The 14,928-nt window shown below is 53.9% G+C and carries 15 protein-coding genes; 5 read left to right on the top strand and 10 right to left on the bottom strand.

Going from position 1 to position 14,928, the window contains the following annotated elements; translation table 11 throughout:
• Window positions 1-103 precede the first annotated feature (103 nt).
• The 10 genes from ACYVG7_RS04025 to ACYVG7_RS03980 all read right to left on the bottom strand — a co-directional run bounded on the left by ACYVG7_RS04025 (window position 104) and on the right by ACYVG7_RS03980 (window position 6,093).
• A complete protein-coding gene (locus tag ACYVG7_RS04025) occupies window positions 104-601 on the bottom strand; it encodes a hypothetical protein (RefSeq protein ID WP_460881954.1) in 498 nt (165 codons plus the stop codon).
• A gap of 119 nt (window positions 602-720) precedes the next feature.
• Complete coding sequence (locus ACYVG7_RS04020; RefSeq protein WP_460881953.1) at window positions 721-1,080, bottom strand: IS66 family transposase; 360 nt, start codon at window positions 1,078-1,080, stop codon at window positions 721-723.
• A 42-nt stretch (window positions 1,081-1,122) separates the two neighbouring features.
• Window positions 1,123-1,659, bottom strand: coding sequence for a hypothetical protein (locus ACYVG7_RS04015; RefSeq protein ID WP_460881952.1), 537 nt, complete (start codon window positions 1,657-1,659; stop codon window positions 1,123-1,125).
• Between the two features lie 116 nt (window positions 1,660-1,775).
• Window positions 1,776-1,928 (bottom strand): hypothetical protein, encoded by a 153-nt coding sequence (locus ACYVG7_RS04010; protein WP_460881951.1) that lies wholly within the window; start codon window positions 1,926-1,928, stop codon window positions 1,776-1,778.
• 142 nt (window positions 1,929-2,070) lie between these two features.
• Window positions 2,071-2,331, bottom strand: coding sequence for a hypothetical protein (locus ACYVG7_RS04005; RefSeq protein WP_460881950.1), 261 nt, complete (start codon window positions 2,329-2,331; stop codon window positions 2,071-2,073).
• Window positions 2,332-2,991: 660 nt separating this feature from the next.
• Window positions 2,992-4,257 carry a translesion error-prone DNA polymerase V subunit UmuC gene (gene umuC / locus ACYVG7_RS04000; protein WP_460881949.1) on the bottom strand — a complete coding sequence of 422 codons (1,266 nt, stop codon included), beginning with the start codon at window positions 4,255-4,257 and terminating at the stop codon, window positions 2,992-2,994.
• Between the two features lies 1 nt (window position 4,258).
• Window positions 4,259-4,681, bottom strand: a complete 423-nt coding sequence (umuD, locus tag ACYVG7_RS03995; RefSeq protein WP_460881948.1) for a translesion error-prone DNA polymerase V autoproteolytic subunit — start codon at window positions 4,679-4,681, stop codon at window positions 4,259-4,261.
• Between the two features lie 193 nt (window positions 4,682-4,874).
• The gene (locus ACYVG7_RS03990) at window positions 4,875-5,336 is read right to left on the bottom strand and encodes a hypothetical protein (protein ID WP_460881947.1); all 462 of its coding nucleotides are present in this window, start codon (window positions 5,334-5,336) and stop codon (window positions 4,875-4,877) included.
• 102 nt (window positions 5,337-5,438) lie between these two features.
• Window positions 5,439-5,708 carry a hypothetical protein gene (locus ACYVG7_RS03985; RefSeq protein ID WP_460881946.1) on the bottom strand — a complete coding sequence of 90 codons (270 nt, stop codon included), beginning with the start codon at window positions 5,706-5,708 and terminating at the stop codon, window positions 5,439-5,441.
• A gap of 85 nt (window positions 5,709-5,793) precedes the next feature.
• Entirely contained in the window at window positions 5,794-6,093 is a 300-nt protein-coding gene (locus ACYVG7_RS03980) for a hypothetical protein (protein ID WP_460881945.1), read from the bottom strand.
• A 472-nt stretch (window positions 6,094-6,565) separates the two neighbouring features.
• On the opposite strand from ACYVG7_RS03980, the gene ACYVG7_RS03975 reads away from it, so the two are divergent.
• The 5 genes from ACYVG7_RS03975 to ACYVG7_RS03955 all read left to right on the top strand — a co-directional run bounded on the left by ACYVG7_RS03975 (window position 6,566) and on the right by ACYVG7_RS03955 (window position 14,842).
• Window positions 6,566-8,539, top strand: coding sequence for a type I restriction-modification system subunit M (locus tag ACYVG7_RS03975; protein ID WP_460881944.1), 1,974 nt, complete (start codon window positions 6,566-6,568; stop codon window positions 8,537-8,539).
• A complete protein-coding gene (locus ACYVG7_RS03970; protein ID WP_270816011.1) occupies window positions 8,536-9,855 on the top strand; it encodes a restriction endonuclease subunit S in 1,320 nt (439 codons plus the stop codon). The genes ACYVG7_RS03975 and ACYVG7_RS03970 overlap by 4 nt, the downstream gene beginning before the upstream one ends.
• Window positions 9,852-10,352: a DUF1643 domain-containing protein gene (locus ACYVG7_RS03965; protein WP_460881943.1), complete on the top strand. Its 501-nt coding sequence runs from the start codon at window positions 9,852-9,854 to the stop codon at window positions 10,350-10,352. The genes ACYVG7_RS03970 and ACYVG7_RS03965 overlap by 4 nt, the downstream gene beginning before the upstream one ends.
• Window positions 10,353-10,385: 33 nt before the next feature.
• The gene (locus ACYVG7_RS03960) at window positions 10,386-13,541 is read left to right on the top strand and encodes a type I restriction endonuclease subunit R (protein ID WP_460881942.1); all 3,156 of its coding nucleotides are present in this window, start codon (window positions 10,386-10,388) and stop codon (window positions 13,539-13,541) included.
• A 263-nt stretch (window positions 13,542-13,804) separates the two neighbouring features.
• Window positions 13,805-14,842: an IS630 family transposase gene (locus ACYVG7_RS03955; protein WP_460881941.1), complete on the top strand. Its 1,038-nt coding sequence runs from the start codon at window positions 13,805-13,807 to the stop codon at window positions 14,840-14,842.
• The last annotated feature ends 86 nt before the right edge of the window (window positions 14,843-14,928 follow it).

Genomic DNA, 14,928 nt, shown 5'->3' with positions numbered 1-14,928 from the left:
GGGAGAAATAATCGCCCCATATTACGCAAAAAATTAATCAACAAGCCCGCAAGGAAGAAATTGCCTGCTTGTTCGCACCTTCCCTAATTCTTGAAGTGTCATATTACTCTCGGATGAATAGTTTTTGATAAAGCTGCTGGATATCATTAATCACGGTAAATGAACCTTTATTAATTTGTCTGATATTTGGCCTTTCAGATTTATGGCCATCAGCATCGCCTTTTGTGTGTTTTGCTATCTTATGGTTACTTAAATCTGGTAATGGTTCACCAGCATTAGAACCAAAAAACAAAAAAGGACCTAATTGTAGTGTTCTAGGATCGAAGTACACCCAAACAACACAGCCTGAAGGTTTTCGTGCAAGAGCTATATTTATTTTTTGCACTGCAGTTGATGAACCGATAAATGCAGATTTTAGTTGTATGTGGCGCAGAACATTATTTGCTTCGATGATGATATCGTAACCAGAGTTATCAACTTCAGGTTTTGAAATTTCAAATGAAAGATCTTGATTGATCCATGCTAGTTTCAGCAATTCACCAACAAAGAGATGTTCTATTAGTTTTTCTCTAAATGATGAATTTAAGAAATGTTCTTGCATGATACTCTCTTAATCGCATAACAGCTTATTGAACGGAATCTTTCCGCTCTGTCTCTATTTGGGGGCCACATATCCTGCATGAGCATTAGATCTCACATGCCGTATTGCGTAACATCTCATTAAGTTGTGACGATGGGCTCCTTTTGCCGCTGGTTGATCAGTTCAGCTAGCGGCACAAATGGACCACCATTTATCCTCTCCTGCAGATATTCCCAGAACGACAGCCCCAGCTTTCTGCAGGTATTTTTCAGACTCATAAATGTATCCCGGCAACGTCTCCCTTCCTCGCTGCGAGTGCCTCCGCTCACCTTTCGCTTCTTCACATGACCCCGGATGTCCCGCTCGCTGCCATTGGTGTGCAACGGCACCTCCGGCCGCTTCAGCACCAGCAATAATTCGTCCTTGTGTTCGCGCAACCGCTTCAACAGCCGGTTCAACAGTACATACACTGTCTTCTGTCTGAATATCCGGTCAAACAAGCTCGATAACTGCTTCGCCCTCTTGGCCGAAGGGGCACTCTGTTAGGCTTTTAGCGCCCGATAAAGGATCCATATCCTTTTTCTCACCCGCTCTACCGCTTTTCTTTGCTGCTCGCCCACCGGCTTCAGGTTATGCACCTGCCGTTCCGCATGCACCCAGCACAATCCGTGCTGCAACACGCTAAACTGCGGCGCTCCATCACTGATCACCGCCAGACGCTGTATCTCTTCCCGCTCCAGCAAGGCTCCCAGCAGCGCACCTTCGATCACCGTCTGCTGATGCTTTCGCCTGCTTATTGCCAACGACGCCATCCACGCCTGCCACTGCGCCTCATCCATTGACTCACTGGATTTCAAGGCGACTTTGCCCAACAGCTCACGGGGCAGCTTCTGTTGCCGCATGTACTGCAGGGCCGATGCATTGATGACATAGCTGACATGCTCTCCCTGCAACAGCGTCAGGAAATTCACTCGGCTCTTGCTTTGTGTCGAGCTGAACCAGGCGAAGAACTCGTTGCCTATCTGCGTGACATAGCCATTTTTGCCCTGATGCCGGGCACCACTGTCATCCACTGTCACGTGGCCATGCGACAGACCCGCTAGTAGCAGGTCATCTTTCTCGGCATGGAAGCGCTCTTTGTCCTTGCTCAGGAGATTGTCCAGTTGCCCCGATGACAGGTGGACACCCCACTCCCTTAGCTGCTCCAGCAGCAGGGCTGGGTGACATAGCAGTGATGGTGCTGGTACAAGATATAGCTCAACAGGGTTGGACCGTAGTGGCGACCAGCCAATCCGGCAGGTAGCTGACCCGACAGCAACTGACCATCAGGCGTCAACCAGCGCGCCATGCGGTAACGCACTGTCTCGCAATACAGAACCAGCTCCTGAACATCAAAGTTTTTATAGCCCTTGAAACAGGAACCAGGCGGGATGGGGTCAGCCGGTTGGATGGTCTCGATGCGATCGGGCTCTACTGCCAGGCGCTCGTCGTCAGTTTTTTTTTACGGTAGAGGAGGATTTTTTAGCAGAAGGCGCAGTGTGCCCATCGTTGTTTGTCTGGGCATCCAGTTTGCTGGGTTTGATAACGGGCCGCTTTTTCTGGCCTTTGAGCACACGGATCTCGTCTTTGAGCTGAACGATTTGCTCTTGCTGAAGCTGCACCGTTTCGATGAGTTGCGCAATGATACCGAGCAGCTCCTTAACCAGAGGAGTTTGTTCAGATTGCGGGACATCAGGCAGAGTCAGTTTCATTGGCGCAGAACGAGATAATGGGGATGAGCAGATGATGCCGCATCAGGAGGATCAGTCAACACGATCCTCCTGATCCTGCGAAAAAATTGAACACGTAGAGCCACAACTTAATGAGAAGTTACCGTATTGCTTTGTAACCCCATGATTTTTATCGAATGTCCGGTTATCGTGGTTAGATAGGTGGCTAACTTGCCACATAGCACCCTGACGGACCCAATCGGACTGTTTTGAGGGCTGTATCCGCGAAATCGCATGGCTACCGCAGGGGCTTGCGGCCGCCACAGTGCCTAGATCTTTACGGGTGGTGTGTCTCTCGCCGTAGTAAACTTGCACGAGCCGTGTTTTTAACCTACTGCACTTTTCTAGTAGATGGAAATGGATTCGCCTGGAGCATGTCACATTTTGTTTGATTAGATCTTTCATCGATGACAATTGGGGGGCAAGACATGAACAGGGACTCTAAAACTCAGCACATTACCCTTGCCACTGGGAACGTGTTTTCCGACTTTGGGTTTGCTACGGAAGAAGCTGCCGCATTGGAGGCGGCGTCGCAACAAGTCATATCTGAGAAATTGGCCATCAGTAAGTCACTGGAAACAGAGGCCGGTGGGCAGGATAGATCAGTAGTGGAAACACCTTCCTCTCAGGAAAACTCTTAAACTACCTAGCGACCGGTAGATCGTCCCACGAGGTGGTGTAGCGCGGGCTCAGGTGTTCGCGTTTCATCATCCACTCCGAGGCATCCACACCTTTCGAGGCAAAGCCTATATGGCCCAAGCCGCTCTGGTTGATGGCATCGATTACCGCCATTAGCTTACGGTCGGGTGCGCCAGGATTGTCGAACAGATCCGCCTGGTGGTGATCGCGTGGCGTAAAGGAACCGAGAATGACGCCGCCTTTTTGATAGCGGAATCCGTCGCGCCAGATATGGGGCAGCAGTTGGGTTACATGATGCAGAAGTTCGCGAGTATCGTCGGTTGGTCGCGGCAGCTTGGCCGATAGCTGATTGCCATAGTAGGGCTCGCCTTCGCTAAAAGGGCTGGTGCGAAAGAAGATGCTCACATGCTGGCAGTGCATCTTTTCGTGACGTAGTTTCTCGGCGGCTCGCTCCATAAAGGCCGACAACGCTTGATGCATGCTGGCTTGCTCCGTGATCCGTTCGCCGAACGAGCGACTGCTAACGATTTGCTGCTTGGCCGGGGTGTTTATCGTCAGTTCCGAGCAGGGGATGCCGCGCAACTCCTGGACCACGCGCTCTACGACCACACCATAACGCTGGCGGATCTGTTTGGGTGGCACCGCAATCAGATCCGCCACGGTGAACACACCTTCAGTCTGCAGTTGCTTATTCAGGGCGCGCCCAATACCCCACACTTCATCGATTGGGGTGATAGCCATCAGCCGAGCTCGGCGTCCCTCATCGCGAATATCGACAACACCTCCTGTGGCTGGCCACTTCTTGGCGGCGTAGTTCGCCAGTTTGGCCAGGGTCTTGGTTGGGCCAATACCAACGCCGACGGTAAGACCCGTATACCGCTGGATGGTGGCCCGGATCTGGTGCCCAAAATCAACAAAGTTACCGGCCCAGAGTGAGCCGAGCTCAATAAAGGCTTCATCAATCGAGTAGACCTCAATCGCAGGAACCATGCTCTCCAACGTGGACATCACTCGCTGGGACATATCGGCATAGAGCGCATAGTTGCTGGAGAAGCAGACTCCGCCAGCGCGTTCAAATTCCCGCTGGATCTTGAAATAGGGACCAGCCATCTTGATGCCCATTTTCTTGGCTTCGGCAGAGCGTGCTACCACGCAGCCATCATTGTTGGAGAGCACGACAATCGGACGGCCCACCAAGTCAGGCCGGAACAGCCGCTCACAACTGGCGTAGAAGTTGTTCACATCAACCAGGGCTATGGCGGTGGTCATCTTAGTGCTGGCACTGCTTGTGAATGACGAAGGTCACCACGCCAAAAATCTCTAATGACTGCTCAGCCTGGAACAGGATGGGTTGGTAGTTGGCGTTGGCTGGCAGCAGGGCAATATTCGGGGTGAGCTGCAATATCTTCACGGTGAACTCACCATCAACACAGGCGATCACTGTGTCGCCATGACGAGCTGAAACAGAGCGATCCACAACCAGCAGATCGCCCTCCAGAATGCCCGCATCTTTCATGCTGTCACCGGCTGCCCGCACGAAGTAGGTGGCCGCAGGTCGGCTGATGCACAACTGGTTCAGATCCAGCGTGGCCTCAACATAGTCCTGAGCCGGGCTTGGAAAGCCGCAGGAGGCTGGGGAGGCGAAGAGAGGTAACCCGAGAACGGGAGGCTCCTCTGTGGGTCGTAGGAACATGGGCGGCACTCATTAACTGTATATAAATACAGTATACGACGGCATCCATGACCGGATCCAGTTCATCTCATCCAATGTCTGCCTGCGATATGAAACAATGAATTACCGCCGGTGATCTGGGCACTTCCCAGCGGTTCTCGGCTATGGGTGCCTTCAGGTCTTGAGACTGTTGTAGGATAGGCGGGAGATTGGTTTATCCATGCTCAATGGGGGCAACCTCCATTTTGGCGGCCCACACCACATCTTCACCATGCTCAGCCAACATCTCCATTGGTGATTTGCCTTTCAACCAACTATTTGATGCGGTAAACCATGCTGCGATAGACAGTGGCTGACGCTTACCCGCGAATACAGTCAACACTTCCTTCATGACCGGAAGCGGTCGACCATCATTGCCCAAGCCATAGGCAGGGAATAGGTCTCGCCCTTCGTCCAAGACTGCAAATATCAACCCCGCCTTTTTCCACTTGTTGGGCTGAGATGACGGATTAGAGGTTGAAAAACCGGCATTGGTCGCAATCTCTTGAGCGGTTAGCCATCGAGCTGACGTGAGTACCTGTTCACGCAATTGAGCCGGAGTGGTCACATTGAATTTCAGCTTGTGATCCGTCGCGTCAGCATTTGCTAGAACCTGATCCTGTAGCCCAACAATCATGGCGTTCTCACTCTGTGATGCGACTGTTGGCACCGTGCCACCAAACGAGTAATCAACCACAGACCATAGATTTTCTCGGAATGCTCGTCCTTTATCCGGTTGCTACATAAGAAGCTGAAGACACGCCAGCTCAACGGCTTGTGGCAGCAACTCCTTGATGGTTTCCTTCAGAATACGGCTAAGCGATGAGCCGGGGTTAACCACTACAAATAGTGGCGATCCAGTGTCATCCTCGCTGCGCATCTGGCTGCCTGACGTCTGCTGCAGGCTGGCTTCTATCTGGTTCCGGATTGGTCGTTTGGCTAGATATTCCTTGATTCCATCCCGGTCAAGGACCGAGAACAGAGGGGTATGGGGAGCGATTCTTTTCAAGTGCCTACGTCCTTTCGCATTGTGATCGTGTTCAGGGATAGCTTTGGCTACACAAACTTGGGGCATTTCTTTGGTCGATATACTGTCAGATCGTCTCTTTGCAGGTCTCGATTCGCCCGAACCCCGGATTGGGTTCATAGCTCTGTTCGGAGAACATCAGATGGCTTCGGCGCTGTTCCTGAAGATTGGCCAGTGCCTGGAAAAAGCAGGATTCACAGAGATGGACTTCATAGCTTTCGCCATCATGAGTAGAGCCATAACCCCACCTAGCACTGAGCGTTCCGACTTGGGGGCCGTAACCTTCAACGGGTGAGCAGCTTTCTTCACAGACATCGCAGTGGATGTCGCTGACCACATCAACTTCCTGTTTCGTCATTATTTTCATCGGCTAAGTCCTCATTCGATCATCGAAGGTGGTTCCCATTGATGTAGTCAGTACAGGCTACATCTCCAACCAAAGTACCATCACTGGGAATGAACTGATCCGCAGCATAGTGCTTCGGATGTACCCACAACAACCTGAAGTCAGCTCTTTAGTACACACTTTACTTGTGTCTGATGGGGACGGCTCTTCCTCTGTCTGTCTAGCAAACGGCACCGCAACGTACTTCTAGCTCGTCACGGGCGCTAGACAATGCCAAGGGTCAGCCGCCACGCCATGGCGTTATCGCCCCATCTGCCTGAAAACGCGACATGGGTTTCCGTTCAGGGGTGTTTCGCCCGCATAACCTCCGTAAACTATGAGCTAATGCTCTGATCTTGTTCGCCTATCTGCCCGCAAGCGGGGCTGGCTATGGTAAGCTCAGACGCACTTGGCTCAGCCCCTCCGGCCTTGTCCGGCGGTAATAAGGAATCGTATGAAAACCAATATTGCCTCTCTGGCCTCGCTGATCTGGTCGGTCGCCGACCTGTTGCGCGGTGATTTCAAACAGTCCCAGTATGGGCGCATTATTCTTCCCTTTACCGTATTGCGCCGCCTCGAATGCGTGCTGGAAGCCAACAAGCAGAAGGTGCTCGTTGCCGTCGAGAGCACCAAGGCGCTGCCCGAGGTTGCTCGCGACAAGCTGCTGCTCAGCGCCGCGGGCCAGAGCTTCTATAACACCTCCAAACTGACGCTCGATTCGCTGGGTGAAAATCACATTGGCGATAACCTGGATGCCTATGTGCGCGCCTTCTCGACCGATGCCCGCGAGGTGTTCGAGCATTTCAACTTCGAGGCCAGCATCGGCCTGCTCGAAGATGCCAATCTGCTCTACAAGGTGGTGCGCTCGTTTGCCAATGTCGATCTCTCCCCCGAGGCGGTCGATAACTACGACATGGGGCTGGTGTTCGAAGAGCTGATCCGCCGCTTCGCCGAAAGCTCGAACGAGACTGCCGGGGAGCACTTTACCCCGCGCGATATCGTGCGGCTCACCACCTCGCTGGTGTTTGCCAGCGATAACGAAGCCCTGACCAAGCCCGGCGTGGTGCGTTCCATCTATGACCCCACCGCTGGCACCGGCGGCTTTCTCTCCTGCGGCATGGAGTACCTGCATGAGCTCAACCCGGCGGCCCGTCTGGCCACTTTCGGTCAGGAGCTCAACCCCGAGTCTTACGCCATCTGCAAGGCGGACATGCTGATCAAGGGCCAGGACATCAGCCATATCAAGCTGGGGAACACCTTAAGTGACGACCAGTTGCCGTTCGAGCGGTTCGACTACTGCCTCTCCAACCCGCCCTTCGGCGTGGACTGGAAGAAGGTGGAAAAGCAGGTCAGCGATGAACATCAGCGCAAAGGCTTTGAAGGCCGCTTCGGCCCCGGTCTGCCGCGCGTCTCTGACGGCTCCTTGCTGTTTCTGCTGCACCTGATCTCCAAGATGCGCCCGGCCAGTGCCAACAGCGAAGGCTCGCGTATCGGCATTATCCTGAACGGCTCGCCGCTGTTTACTGGCGGCGCCGGTAGTGGTGAAAGCGAGATCCGCCGCTATGTGCTGGAAAATGATCTGCTCGATGCCCTGGTCGCTCTGCCCACCGACATGTTCTACAACACCGGCATTGCCACCTATATCTGGGTGCTCTCCAACCATAAGCCTGCCGAGCGCAAGGGCAAGGTGCTGCTCATCAATGCCAGCGACTTGCACACCCCAATGCGGAAATCCTTGGGCTCCAAGCGCAAACAGTTAAGCGATGAGGCCATCAACCAGATCGTCGCCCTTTATAGCCGCTATGAAGCCAGCCCCATAGCCAAGATCTTCCCGACCTCGGCCTTTGGCTATCGCCGCATCACGGTGGAGCGGCCATTGAAGCTGGCCTTCTATCCGCAGGATGCCGAGCGTCTGGCGGCCCTGCAAGCCGACAAGGGGTGGGAGAAGCTCGACGCCTGTCTGCAAGCGGCCATTCTCGCTGCGCTGCCACAACTGCCGGAACAGCTGCTGTGCCGCGAGCAGTTTAAAAAGCAGCTTAACAAAGCGCTCGCTGATACCAAGCTGCCCGCCCCGGCCTTAAAGCTGCTCATCAATCAGCTTGGTGAGCAGGATGATGCTGCCAAGGTCTGTATAAGCAAGGGCGAGCCGGAGGCCAGCTCCGAGCTGCGCGATTACGAAAACGTGCCGCTGGGTGAAGATATTCACGCCTATCTTGAGCGTGAGGTGCGGCCCCATGTGCCCGATGCCTGGATTGATGTCAGCAAGACCGATCCGCTGGATGGCCAGGTGGGCATAGTCGGTTACGAAATTCCATTTAACCGCCACTTCTACCAATACCAGCCGCCGCGCCCGCTGGCCGAGATTGATGCCGATCTGGATGCGGTCGCCAAGGAGATTATGCAACTGCTGGCCGAGGTGCATTCATGAGTGCCGTAAATCAGTTGGGGAAGTATCAGCCTTATCCTGAATATAAAGATTCAGGCGTGGAGTGGTTGGGTGAGTTACCAGCAGCATGGCAAGTTAAGCGACTTGGACAGTATTTGTTCGAGCGTCGTGAAAAATGTAGTGATAAAGAATATCTTCCATTGTCTGTGACTAAGAATGGAATTGTTCCGCAACTAGATACGGCAGCAAAGTCAGATGCTGGTGATAATAGAAAGCTGGTTCGAAAAGATGATTTTGTAATCAACAGTCGCTCTGATAGAAAAGGTTCGTCAGGTATATCTAATTTAGATGGTTCAGTATCATTAATAAGCATTGTATTGGAACTTAGATCAATTGAACCACAGTTTGTGCATCACTTATTGAGAAGTTACCCCTTCCAGGAAGAATTCTATCGCTTTGGTAAAGGCATAGTTGCCGATCTCTGGAGTACAAACTATTCAGAGATGAAAAATATAAACATACCCATACCCAATATCGAAGAACAACGCACCATCGCCGCCTTCCTCGACTACGAAACGGCCCGTATCGATCAGCTGATCGCCAAGCAGCAGCAATTGATTGAATTGCTGAAAGAAAAGCGTCAGGCGGTGATCTCCCATGCTGTCACCAAGGGGTTAAACCCCAATGCCCCGATGAAAGACTCCGGCGTAGAATGGCTTGGGGAAGTGCCGGAGCATTGGGATGTAATGAAATTTAACCATTGTGCCAACATTCGCAATGGTCAGGTGGATCCAACGGTTAAGCCATATAAAGACTATATACTGATAGCTCCAAATCATATTGAAAGTGGAACAGGTCGTTTACTTGAATTACAAACAGCTGAAGAACAAGGCGCCGACAGTGGGAAATATCTATGTAAAAAAGGCGAGGTTATATATAGCAAAATACGTCCTGCATTAGCAAAAGCCTGTATTAGCCCTAAGGATGATGTAATCTGTAGTGCTGACATGTACCCAATAAATGGGTGCAAAGCATTAGCAAATGATTTCCTTGTCTGGTTTTTGCTATCAGACTGTTTTACTCGATTTGCTGTTAATCAAGCTGATCGAGTCGCCATGCCAAAAATAAATAGGGATGCCTTGGGCGAATGTCGTATTCCTATCCCACCGATAGAAGAGCAAAAAGAAATTATTTCGACGATTGTTTGTAAAATCGAAAAACTAGATCTGTTGATAGCAACAGCGAATAAGGCAATACAGTTCATCCAAGAGCGCCGCATCGCCCTGATTTCCGCCGCCGTGACTGGAAAAATTGATCTGCGTGGCTGGCAACCACCCAAGAGCGAGGTGGCGGCATGAGCTTGCTGGCTGAACTGGACTATCCTGCTCGTTCTCGCCATGCGGTGCTTTCCCCTTGCCGCACTTATCGCTACGCGCTTAGTCGGGTCTGGGCGTCTGACAAGCCTTACGCCCTGTTTATTGGCCTGAACCCGTCCACGGCAGATGAGACACTGGATGATCCAACCATTCGGCGTTGTATTGATTTTGCCAAACGCTGGGGTTACGGCGGCTTGGTGATGGCTAACCTGTTCGCCTATCGGGCGACCGACCCTAGCCAAATGAAAGCGGCTACGGACCCAGTCGGTGTGGCCAATGATGAGTGGCTGATCGAATTAGCCAAATACGCTGGCGTGGTAGTGGCAGCATGGGGCAACCATGGGGCGTTTTTACGGCGTTCATCCCACATTCGTGCCCTGCTGTCTGAACTTCATTATCTGCAACTGAATCAATCGGGTGAGCCTACTCACCCACTGTATCTCAACAGTACCCTGACCCCATTGAGGTGGACAATCTAGGCATGTTCTCGATAGAACGGATGTGGAAGAACAATGGATAACAAAGCTCGGGAAAAGGCGTTTCAAGACCATATCATTGAGCAGTTGGCCGCTTCGGGCTGGCTGGTTGGGCAGTCAGCTCATTACGACCGCGAGCGGGCGCTCTACCCCGAGGATCTGCTCGCCTATGTGCAGCAGAGCCAGCCCGAAGGCTGGGCCAAGTTCTGCAAGACCTATGGCGAGGAGCCGGAGCGTCATCTGCTCAATGCCGCCGTACGGGCTCTGGAAAGCCCTGAGCGTGGTACCCTGTGGCTGTTGCGCAATCAGATTGAGGATCGCGGCCATCGCCTGAGTGTGGCGACCTTCAAGCCGGACCATGATCTCAACCCCGAGCTGACGGCCCGCTATGCCATGAATCGTCTGCGGGTAGTGCCTGAGCTCATCTACAGCCCCCACGGCTACGACGGGCGGCTCGATTTGACGCTGTTTTTAAACGGCCTGCCGATCGCGACGCTGGAGCTGAAATCCTGCTTTAAGCAGAGCCTGGAAAACGCCAAGCAGCAGTACCGCAAGGACCGACCGCTAAAAACAGCCGGCAAGGTGGAGCCGCTGCTGGCCTTCCGGCGCGGCGCCCTGGTCCATTTTGCGGTGAACCAGTTCGAGGTGGCGATGACCACCAAGCTCGCTGGCGAGAGCACCTACTTTCTGCCCTTTAACCGCGGCACACGAGACGGCGGAGCCGGTAATGATCAGCCTGAAACTGGCTATGGCACCGAATATCTGTGGCAGGAAATACTGCAACCGGAAGCCTTGCTGAAAATCCTCGCCCGCTACATGCATCTGCATGTGCAGCATGAAGAGGACGATCTGGGGCGCATCAAGAAGAAAGAGAGCCTGATCTTCCCCCGTTATCACCAGTGGAATGTGGTTGAGAGCCTGCTGGGCGCCGTGCGCCACGAAGGCAGTGGCCAGAAGTATCTGATCCAGCACTCCGCTGGCTCCGGCAAATCCAACTCCATCGCCTGGCTGACCCATCAGCTCGCCTCGTTGCGACAAGGCGGCCAGAAGCAGTTTGATTCGGTGATCGTCATTACCGACCGCACCGTGCTCGATAGCCAGTTGCAGGAGACCATTGCCCAGTTTGAACATGCCGATGGCGTCATCTCCCGCATCAACCGCGAAGAGGGGGACGGCAGCAAGTCGGCCCAGCTGGCTGGCGCCCTCACCTTGGGTACGCCGATCATCATCGTCACCATCCAGACCTTCCCATTTGTGCTCAAGGCCATCCAGGAAACCACCACCCTGAAGGGGTGCCGCTTTGCCGTGGTGGCCGACGAGGCCCACTCCAGCCAAACCGGCAAGACAGCCCGCCAGTTGCGGGAAGTGCTGATGGCCGAGCAGCTGGATGACGAGGAGGATCTCTCGACCGAAGATGTTATCAACCTGACCCTGGCCGCCCGTGCAGGTAGCGCCAATATCAGCTACTTTGCCTTTACCGCGACACCCAAGGCCAAGACGCTGGAGCTGTTCGGTCGCAGGCCTAAGCCGAACATGCCGAGCAGCGATGACAACAAGCCGGAACCGTTCCACGTCTACACCATGCGCCAGGCCATCGAAGAGGGCTTTATTCTTGATGTGCTGAAGAACTACACCAGTTATCGGCTGGCCTACAAGCTGGCGATGGACAGCGAAGAGGCCGACAAGGAAGTCGACAGCAAGCGGGCCAAGCGCAAGCTCTCGCAATGGGTACGGTTGCACCCGCACAACATAGGCCAGAAGGTGCAGGTGATCATCGAACACTTCCGCCAGAACGTGGCTCCTCTGCTGGCCGGGCAAGCCAAGGCGATGGTGGTCACCAGCAGCCGGATGGAAGCAGTGCGCTACAAGCTGGCGTTCGACAAGTACGTGCAGGAGCAAAAATACCGGGGCATCCGTGCCATGGTGGCCTTCTCGGGAGAGATCGAGGACGACGGCCAGAGCTTCAATGAGCGCAACATGAACCCTGAGCTGAATGGGCGCGACATGCGCAAAGCGTTCGACACCCAGGATTATCAGGTGATGCTGGTTGCCAACAAGTTCCAGACCGGCTTCGACCAGCCCAAGCTGTGCGCCATGTATGTGGACAAGAAGCTGACGGGCGTGGACTGCATCCAGACCCTCTCGCGGCTGAACCGGACGTGTCCGGGCAAGACCTCCACCTTCGTGCTGGATTTCGTCAACGATCCGCAGGATGTGCTGGAGGAGTTCCAGAAGTATTACGAGACGGCAGAGCTGGAAACCGTGTCGGATCCCAACTTGGTCTATGACCTGTTCCACAAGCTCAAGAGCACCGGCATCTTCACCTGGAATGAGGTGGTGGCCTTTACCGATGCCTATTTCGACCCGAAACGGGGCCAGGAAGCCATGCTGGGTTATATCAAACCGGCAGTCGACCGCTTCAGCAAACGCTATGGCTTCACCACGGAGACCATCCGCGAGTGTCGGCGCATGTTGAAACTGGTTGAACAGGGCGGCTCGGCCACCGACAAGGCCAATGCCGAACGTCGCCTCAAAGAAGCGGGTGAAGCCCGCTCCGAGCTCGACATCTTCAAGAAAGACCTCAACGGCTATGTGCGCTTCTACGAGTTCGTCTCGCAGATCACAGCTTTTGATGACTACGAGATGGAGCGGCTGTGTGTCTTTGCCCGCCACCTGTTGCCGCTATTGCGTCAGGAGATCCTCGAAGAGGACGAGATCGACCTCTCCGCCGTGATGCTGACCCACTACAACCTCAAGGCCAAGCGCACCCAGGATCTAAAGCTCAAGGAGGATGCCGAAGGCTATGGTTTGCAGGGCATCTCGGCGCTGGGTAGTGCCGCCCCGAAGGAGGAGAAGAAAGACTTCATCTCCGAACTGCTGGCGCGGATGAACGACCTGTTCGGTGTCGAAGTAACAGAGGGCGACAAGCTCGACTGGCTGCACGGCATGGCCAGTAAGCTCAGTGAAAACGAGACACTGATGGAGCAGGTCAACAACAATGACCGCGACGCCATCATGCTGGGTGACTACCCCAAGGCCGTGGATGAAGCGGTGATCGCACGCATGGACACCCAACAAGGCATGTCGCTGGATTACCTCTCCGCCCCAGAGAAAGCCGTAGCCCTGCAACACCTGTTGCTGGATCTGCTGCTCAAAGGGATTGGGGGATGGCGAGACAACGCCGCCAAATAGCAATCGATTAGGAGGAGGCTTCGCGGCGGCCTCCGTCCTCTCACACCACCGTACGTGCAGTTTATACAAAGCCGCTTAGTTGTGCAGGAACAACTGGACAGTCATTACATGGCTATCTCCGGGTTTTATGAGTTGTTCGGAAGTTACCTAAATAACCGTTCCGAAATGTAGATCACTTATCCGCGAAAGAAGGGAACTCGGCGTCGTTTGTGCGATCTGATTAATCGCCAAACCAATCAAACGACAAACGAGCTGAGCCCGAAATGATACTAACACTCCCCGACCATGATGAGCGACGCCGGATCATCAACAAGATGCACCGGACTAAAGATAAAGATCTCTGCCGGAGGCTCAACGCCATCTTGCTCCTTACTGACGGGCACAGTGTCTCGGCGGTTTCTCGCCTCACTGCCGCCGCCCGGTCATCGATCAATCGCTGGGTGAACTGGTACACCTTGTACGGTCTGGAGGGGCTTGAGAGCGAGCCTCGGGGGCGCAAGCCGGTGCTGCCATTTGCTCACATCTCGGGTCTATTACAGCTGTTGATCCAGTTCTCTCCACAGGAGCTCGGATATCAGCGCTCGCGTTGGAGTACCGAACTGATGGCGCTTGAACTCAAACGGCGTTGGCGCCTGACATTGCATGCTTCAACCATACGGCGCTGGCTCCCCAGGTTAGGGATTGTCTGGCGTCGGGCCGCGCCCACTTTGCACATCCGCGATCCCCATAAAGAGCGGAAAATGGCCGCCATCAATGAGGCCTTGGGACGCTGCAGTGCGGACCATCCGGTGTTCTATGAAGATGAAGTGGATATTCACCTCAATCCCAAGCTGGGGGCGGACTGGATGCTGCGAGGGCAGCAGAAGAAAGTGGCGACGCCGGGCCAGAATCGCAAACATTACCTCGCAGGCGCCCTGCACGCCGGAACCGGTAACGTGACCTATGTGGCAAGCGATAGCAAAGACACGGACTTGTTTTTGTCACTGCTCCAGACACTAAAGCGGACTTATCGGCGCGCCAGGAGCATCACGCTGATCCTGGATAACTACATTATCCACAAGAGCAAAAAAGCACAGTGCTGGCTGGCAAAAAATCCGAAGTTCATCGTGCTGTATCAGCCGGTATATTCCCCGTGGGTGAACCAGATTGAGCGGCTGTGGCATGCCCTCCATGAAACGATCACCCGGAACCACCAATGCCGCACATTGGGTGAATTATTACGTCGCGTGTTCTACTTCCTGGAGCATGCCGCCCCGTTCCCCGGTAACGGACATGGGCTTATGCAACTGGAGCGCTATTAGGATCTAATGAAATGGACACCTCCCCATAACGGTTTCATTGAACCATGCTGTCAGTGCAGACCAACAGCAAAAATGAAGAGGTGCCC

The sequence above is a fragment of the Pseudaeromonas pectinilytica genome (assembly GCF_054780855.1).
The sequence above is the reverse complement of the archived record's forward strand: the minus strand, read 5'-3'. Positions and strand labels throughout refer to the sequence as shown.

Bases quoted from the DNA above. Each gene is read 5' to 3' on its own strand.
- ACYVG7_RS04025 (WP_460881954.1), bottom strand. From the start codon at position 601: ATGCAAGAACATTTCTTAAATTCATCATTTAGAGAAAAACTAATAGAA.
- ACYVG7_RS04010 (WP_460881951.1), bottom strand. From the start codon at position 1,928: ATGGCGCGCTGGTTGACGCCTGATGGTCAGTTGCTGTCGGGTCAGCTA.
- ACYVG7_RS04005 (WP_460881950.1), bottom strand. From the start codon at position 2,331: ATGAAACTGACTCTGCCTGATGTCCCGCAATCTGAACAAACTCCTCTG.
- umuC (WP_460881949.1), bottom strand. From the start codon at position 4,257: ATGACCACCGCCATAGCCCTGGTTGATGTGAACAACTTCTACGCCAGT.
- umuD (WP_460881948.1), bottom strand. From the start codon at position 4,681: ATGTTCCTACGACCCACAGAGGAGCCTCCCGTTCTCGGGTTACCTCTC.
- ACYVG7_RS03990 (WP_460881947.1), bottom strand. From the start codon at position 5,336: ATGATTGTTGGGCTACAGGATCAGGTTCTAGCAAATGCTGACGCGACG.
- ACYVG7_RS03980 (WP_460881945.1), bottom strand. From the start codon at position 6,093: ATGAAAATAATGACGAAACAGGAAGTTGATGTGGTCAGCGACATCCAC.
- ACYVG7_RS03975 (WP_460881944.1), top strand. From the start codon at position 6,566: ATGAAAACCAATATTGCCTCTCTGGCCTCGCTGATCTGGTCGGTCGCC.
- ACYVG7_RS03970 (WP_270816011.1), top strand. From the start codon at position 8,536: ATGAGTGCCGTAAATCAGTTGGGGAAGTATCAGCCTTATCCTGAATAT.
- ACYVG7_RS03965 (WP_460881943.1), top strand. From the start codon at position 9,852: ATGAGCTTGCTGGCTGAACTGGACTATCCTGCTCGTTCTCGCCATGCG.
- ACYVG7_RS03960 (WP_460881942.1), top strand. From the start codon at position 10,386: ATGGATAACAAAGCTCGGGAAAAGGCGTTTCAAGACCATATCATTGAG.
- ACYVG7_RS03955 (WP_460881941.1), top strand. From the start codon at position 13,805: ATGATACTAACACTCCCCGACCATGATGAGCGACGCCGGATCATCAAC.